Here is a 5659-nt window from a genome sequence, read left to right as displayed (position 1 = left end):
GTATATTGAAGCTGTGGGTGGCTCCCACACGTATCGTGCCCTTCACTACCTCGGAAGCGTCTTTTATGTGCCAGGTTGCCTCATCAATCATCCGCATCGCTGGCCCGATCTGGTCCAGCAGGGTTTCCCCTGCCTCAGTCAAAAGGACCTTTTTTCCCACCCGTTCGAACAGGGGCACACCCAACTCTTCCTCCAGTTGCTTGATCTGGTGCGACAACGTTGACTGGGTGACGTGGGATTTCTCCGCAGCGCGGGTAAAGTTCAGCGTGGCTGCAAGGGCCTGGAAATAACGTAAATGCCTTAACTCCATACCAGTGACCTCATCGATCGTTTCTATCGAAAAATATCACTTCTGTTCATAACAGGCCATGGGTACTCTTTGACCATGGTGAATTAACACTCAGAACAAGAAAGACCGGGCATGGTCCGGACAACCAGAGGAACACCAACAGATGAACCAGCGCCAGAACCAGGACACCCTGATATTGTTGCCAGGCATGGTCTGCGACCAGGCAAGCTGGGCACCTGTGCTAGGGCAATTGGAGAAGTCTGTCGAGACTCAGATCGCCGATTACGGCGATCAGGCATCGCTGACGGGCATGGCCGAAGCGGTGCTGGCATCGGCTCCGCCACAATTTTCACTGGCCGGTCATTCCATGGGAGGCCGGGTCGCCATGGAGATCTGTCGGCTTGCCCCCGAACGGGTGCAGAGGCTCTGTCTGATCGCTACCGAGCACACTCCCAAGCCCGAGGGTGAAGCAGGTATCCAGGAAACCAACGCCCGGTTGGGCATGCTCGAACTGGCCCGATCCCGCGGCATGACCGCCATGGCAGAAGCCTGGTCTCCCAACCTGCTGGCAGAAGAAAACCGGGGTAATCAGGCGCTTGTGGATGAAATGGTCCGGATGATTGGCCGCCAACCGGTTGAGCGCCTTGAAGCCCATATCACGGCAGGTGAAACACGGCCGGACTCCACCGACGTTCTCCGGAGCCTGGGCTGCCCGGTAATGCTGATTGCCGGGAAAGAGGACGCCCTCCGCCCGGCCTCTGTGATGGCCCAGATGCAATCCCTTATCGCGCACTGTCATTTTGAAATCATTCCGAGCTGCGGGCACATGCCCATGATGGAGCAACCCGACTCGGTCGGGTCACTGCTTCAGAACTGGCTGACCGCAGAAATCAACCCAAGCGAAAACCACACGGATGAACCGGCCTGAGCCTCAGGGGCGATGGTCGAGAAAAGGATCTGCTAACAACAAAAGAGGTAGACACATGACTGCTCAACAACAGAATCCATATCTCGCCGATGCAAAGACCCGTCGTGCCAATAACCGGATCGGGTGCCTCCACCACCATGCCTTCATGGTTAAAGATATGGAGGAGACAAGGCACTTTTACGAAGACATCCTCGGTCTTCCCCTAATCGGCACCTGGGTAGAACGGGTCAACCCCGTCACCGGCCAGCCGGACAATTATGTTCACACCTTCTTCGAAATGGCCGATGGCAGCTGCCTGGCGTTCTTCCAGTTCAAATCCGAAACGTCTTCACGGGAGGCCTCGATCAACAAGTTCGAGAACAACAACCCGTTCGGCCATCACATCGCACTAACCGTCGACGGGAAAGACGCAGTTCTGGAATTCAAGCGCAAGCTCAGTGAACAGGGCATCGAAGCAGTGGAAACCGATCATGGCTACTGCTACTCCATCTATTTCCACGACCCCAGTGGTTTGCAGGTCGAGCTCACCTCCTCTGTTCCTGAAACGGATGAACTGATGAGCGAAGCCTATAAGACCGCCCACGAAACCCTGTCGCTGTGGATGCAGGAAGACGATGTGCCTACCAACAACACCATGCGTGGCGCAGGCTGGCAGCAATAAAGGCTGCCTTCCAGACAGCTTTTGGCATACGCATTAACAGACTACCTGTGAGGTGATTACGTGAAAATCGGGAAAGAAACGATCCCACGAACATCCATCTGCACGTCGAACGACGAGACCATCGTCATTCGTGGCAGGGATCTGGCAGAAGAGCTTATCGGAAAACTCAGTTTTACCGAGTACTTCCTGTTTCTGCTCACCGGCAAAGAGCCTTCTGAAGGGCTGAAAGCCATGACCGACGCCACGTTGATTGCCATCACCGAACACGGGCTTGTTCCGAGCGTCCAGGCCAGCCGAATGACGCTGGCTGCCTCTCCTGAAGCACTTCAGGGTGCAGTTGCTGCCGGCATTCTGGGTTGTGGCTCAGTGATTCTGGGTGCCGCAGACAAAGCCGGGCTGCTGTTTGACGAGATCGTAAACCGGGCGTCGGCTGAGCAGGTCTCTCTGGACCAGGCCGCCTTTTCCGTGGTCTCTGAATACCGGGCTGCCAAGAGGCCATTACCGGGCTATGGTCACCCGCTTCACAAGGCCAGGGACCCGCGCGTCAATGCCCTGTTCTCGACCGCTGAAAAGCTTGGCGTAAACGGTCAGCACATGCAGGCGGCAGAACTGGTTGAGAAAGTGATCCCGGATATTTACGGCAAAAACCTCAAGCTTAATGTCTCGGCCGCAATTCCCGCCACCTTGCTAGATGCCGGCTTCCCGATCGAGTCACTCAAGGGCATACCCATTCTTGCCCGAACCGCCGGCCTGTTGGCACACCTGCGTGAGGAACAACAGCACTCCATCGGATTCGCACTTTCCTACCAGGCGTCGAAAAGCTCGGTGTATGAGGGCGAAGTGCCCGACGGCTTTACCAGTTCCACCTGATATTCGTAACGAGGGAATTCCTATGACAAACGTTCTGGAAGGCATCCGTGTCATCGAGCAGGGAACGTTCATAACCGGGCCAGCCGCCTCGATGCTGCTGGCCGACCTCGGGGCCGAGGTTATCAAGATCGAAAGGCCAGGAAGCGGAGACCCCTTCCGTGCCTTCAAAGGTGGCCTGTACAGCCCCCATTTCCAGACTTACAACCGTAACAAGAAGAGCATTACCCTGGACACCAAGTCCGAGGAAGACCTGGCCATCTTCGATGACCTGATTCGTTCGGCGGATGTATACATTCAGAATTTTCGGCCGGGCACGGCGGATCGTCTTGGCGCAGGGGAAGAGCGCCTTCGCTCCCTCAACGAAAAACTGATCTACTGCGCCATTAGCGGTTTCGGTAATGACGGCCCGGCGGCCGCTCGCCCGGCCTACGACACCGTAGCCCAGGCTGCCAGTGGATTCCTGGGGCTGTTCATCAACCCGGCAAATCCGAGGGTAGTTGGACCTGCGGTCGCCGATTCCCTGACCGGCTTCTACGCCGCCTATGGCATCCTCGGAGCCCTGCACGAGCGCAACCGCACCGGTAAAGGCCGGCGGGTGGATGTATCCATGCTGGAAGCCATGTGCCATTTCAACCTCGATGCGTTCACTCACTTCTACGCCGAAAACGAGGTAATGGGCCCCTATAGCCGTCCGCAGGTTTCACAGTCCTATGTGTTTGAGTGCGCCGATGGCAACTGGATCGCCCTGCACATGTCGTCGCCCGAGAAATTCTGGCAAGGCCTTGCCAATGCCATGGAAATACCGGACCTGTTCGAGGACGAACGCTTTGCCACCCGGGAAGGCCGTATCGCTCATCAGGACGATCTGATCGAGATGATGGGCCCGATTTTCAAGTCTTTGCCCAGGGCAACCTGGTGTGCGCGCCTGGAACAGGAAGACGTGCCTCACGCCCCGATGTACCGCCCGGACGAGGCGCTTGAAGACCCACAGGCCAAACACCTGAATCTTCTTGTGTCCGCTCCGCATCCCTCTGGCGGGGAGTGGAAAACCGTGCGTTCACCCATTTCCTATGACGGCCAGCAGAACACGTCGGTCATTGCACCTCCACTGCTGGATCAGAACCGGGAAGAAATCCTCCAAAACCTCATCAAGAAAAAGGTGGTCTCCTTCTGACCAGCTTCGATCAATAAATCATTACGACAAAAACAACAGGTGAAATCATGAAAAAAATAATAGGAAGTATTTGCCTTTCGACCAGCGCCCTGATGATGACTTCGACTATTGCTCAGGCCGAGGACTACATTCAGTTCCAGGTCAATGCCGTGGCTGCAGGCTACAGCTGGGACGCCGATGAAGACATTCTTTACGGCAACGGCAATGAGAGCGGCGAGGTGTATCAGCTGCAGTATGAACATTTTGACGTTAACAAGTTCGGCCGCAACTGGTTTGATCTGGAACATACCTTCGGAAACGATCTGGGTGGGATACCGGGCAACGACAACACCTACGTCATCTTTGCCAACCCGGCATTCAGCCTGAGCAAGCTGACCGGTGCCAACGTCAGTCTCGGGCCCATCTCGGACGTCATGTTGTCCTATCGTTATGAAAAGTCAGACTACGGCAGTTTCGAGGCCAACAACTACGGGATTCTGCTCACCTGGAACATTCCAGGCTTCCAGTGGTTTGAAACCGACTTCTACTACCGCAAAACCGACTTTGACGGCAATGTAGTCCGGGACGCCAACCTGTTCTCGCGGATTTTCTACCAGTCCAACGACATCATGATCGGCGACATTGCCATCAAGCATATGGCCACCTTCATCGTGAACAACCGCAAAGACGATTTTGGTAACGAGATCGTGTTCCGTCCGGACTTCTTTGTCTACCTGAACGAAGCCCGTACGTTGGATGCGGGCATGCGATTCGATATCCACCACTTCGAGAACCCCGATTTTCTCGGCGGCGGTGACGAAACCGTATTCACTCCCCGGGCAATGGTCCGCTATTACTTTTAACCCATACAAAAGGACTCAATCCCATGGCTAAGGTATTGGTACTCTACTACTCCAGTTACGGACACATTGAACTGATGGCGAACGCCATCGCCGAAGGCATTCGCAAGTCAGGCGCCGAGGTCGATATCAAACGGGTTCCGGAAACAGTACCCCATTCGGTGGCCAGCGATGCCGGCTTCAAACTGGATCAGACTGCGCCCATTGCTACCGTCGATGAGCTCGCAAACTACGATGGTCTTGTGCTGGGCACGGGAACCCGCTTCGGCCGGGTCAGCAGCCAGATGGCCGCATTCCTTGATCAGGCCGGCGGCCTCTGGGCCAGCGGCGCCCTGAACGGCAAGGTCGGTGCGGCATTCACAGCGTCCGCCAGCCAGCATGGCGGCCAGGAAACCACGCTGTTCTCCCTGATCACCAATCTGCTGCACTTCGGCATGACCATCGTCGGCCTGCCCTACAGTTTCCAGGGTCAGCTTGGCGTTGATGAGGTCAAGGGCGGCTCACCCTACGGTGCCACCACCATTGCCGATGGCGATGGCTCTCGGCTTCCCAGCGATGTGGAGCTTGAAGGGGCACGCCACCAGGGCGAACTCGTGGGCATGACGGCACAGAAGCTCTTCGGCTAGGCAGCAGCACATCCAGGCCCCTTGACCCGGCGCCTGGATGTGCAACCCACAACCTCACTTCGCTTGCATCGATTCCAAAGCGGTTATCTGAGCTTTTTCAGAGCTTCTCCCGTACAAACCAGCATAAAGACTTAGAAAGCGGGTTTGTTTGTTATGGAGTCTGTGTCTCTACTGCTTACCGCCGCCCTATTCGGCGGCATGGTGCTTTATTCCGCAGGTTTTGCCGGCTTCCTGTTTACAGTATTGCCGCCGGACACCGCTGGCGCGTCGAT

General features: G+C 56.1%; 7 protein-coding genes. 6 read left to right on the top strand and 1 reads right to left on the bottom strand.

All coding sequences use genetic code 11. The features are described 5' to 3' along the window. Positions 1 to 310, bottom strand: a 310-nt coding sequence (locus tag ACESMW_RS18290) for a LysR family transcriptional regulator (protein WP_372988403.1), incomplete at its 3' end; no start/stop codon positions are given. 142 nt (positions 311 to 452) lie between these two features. Here ACESMW_RS18290 and ACESMW_RS18285 point away from each other — a divergent pair. The 6 genes from ACESMW_RS18285 (at position 453) to wrbA (ending at position 5387) form a co-directional block, all read left to right on the top strand. Continuing rightward, positions 453 to 1217: an alpha/beta fold hydrolase gene (locus ACESMW_RS18285; protein WP_372988402.1), complete on the top strand. Its 765-nt coding sequence runs from the start codon at positions 453 to 455 to the stop codon at positions 1215 to 1217. Positions 1218 to 1272: 55 nt separating this feature from the next. Further along, a complete protein-coding gene (locus tag ACESMW_RS18280; RefSeq protein WP_372988401.1) occupies positions 1273 to 1878 on the top strand; it encodes a VOC family protein in 606 nt (201 codons plus the stop codon). Between the two features lie 60 nt (positions 1879 to 1938). After that, complete coding sequence (locus ACESMW_RS18275; protein WP_372988400.1) at positions 1939 to 2748, top strand: citryl-CoA lyase; 810 nt, start codon at positions 1939 to 1941, stop codon at positions 2746 to 2748. Positions 2749 to 2770: 22 nt separating this feature from the next. Then, positions 2771 to 3922: a CaiB/BaiF CoA transferase family protein gene (locus tag ACESMW_RS18270; protein WP_372988399.1), complete on the top strand. Its 1152-nt coding sequence runs from the start codon at positions 2771 to 2773 to the stop codon at positions 3920 to 3922. Between the two features lie 92 nt (positions 3923 to 4014). Continuing rightward, a complete protein-coding gene (locus ACESMW_RS18265; protein WP_372988398.1) occupies positions 4015 to 4764 on the top strand; it encodes a hypothetical protein in 750 nt (249 codons plus the stop codon). A gap of 23 nt (positions 4765 to 4787) precedes the next feature. Next, positions 4788 to 5387 (top strand): NAD(P)H:quinone oxidoreductase, encoded by a 600-nt coding sequence (gene wrbA, locus ACESMW_RS18260; protein ID WP_372988397.1) that lies wholly within the window; start codon positions 4788 to 4790, stop codon positions 5385 to 5387. The last annotated feature ends 272 nt before the right edge of the window (positions 5388 to 5659 follow it).

The sequence above is a fragment of the Marinobacter sp. genome, assembly GCF_041690455.1.
Taxonomy (GTDB): domain Bacteria; phylum Pseudomonadota; class Gammaproteobacteria; order Pseudomonadales; family Oleiphilaceae; genus Marinobacter.
This window is presented reverse-complemented; position numbering and strand designations above follow the sequence as displayed.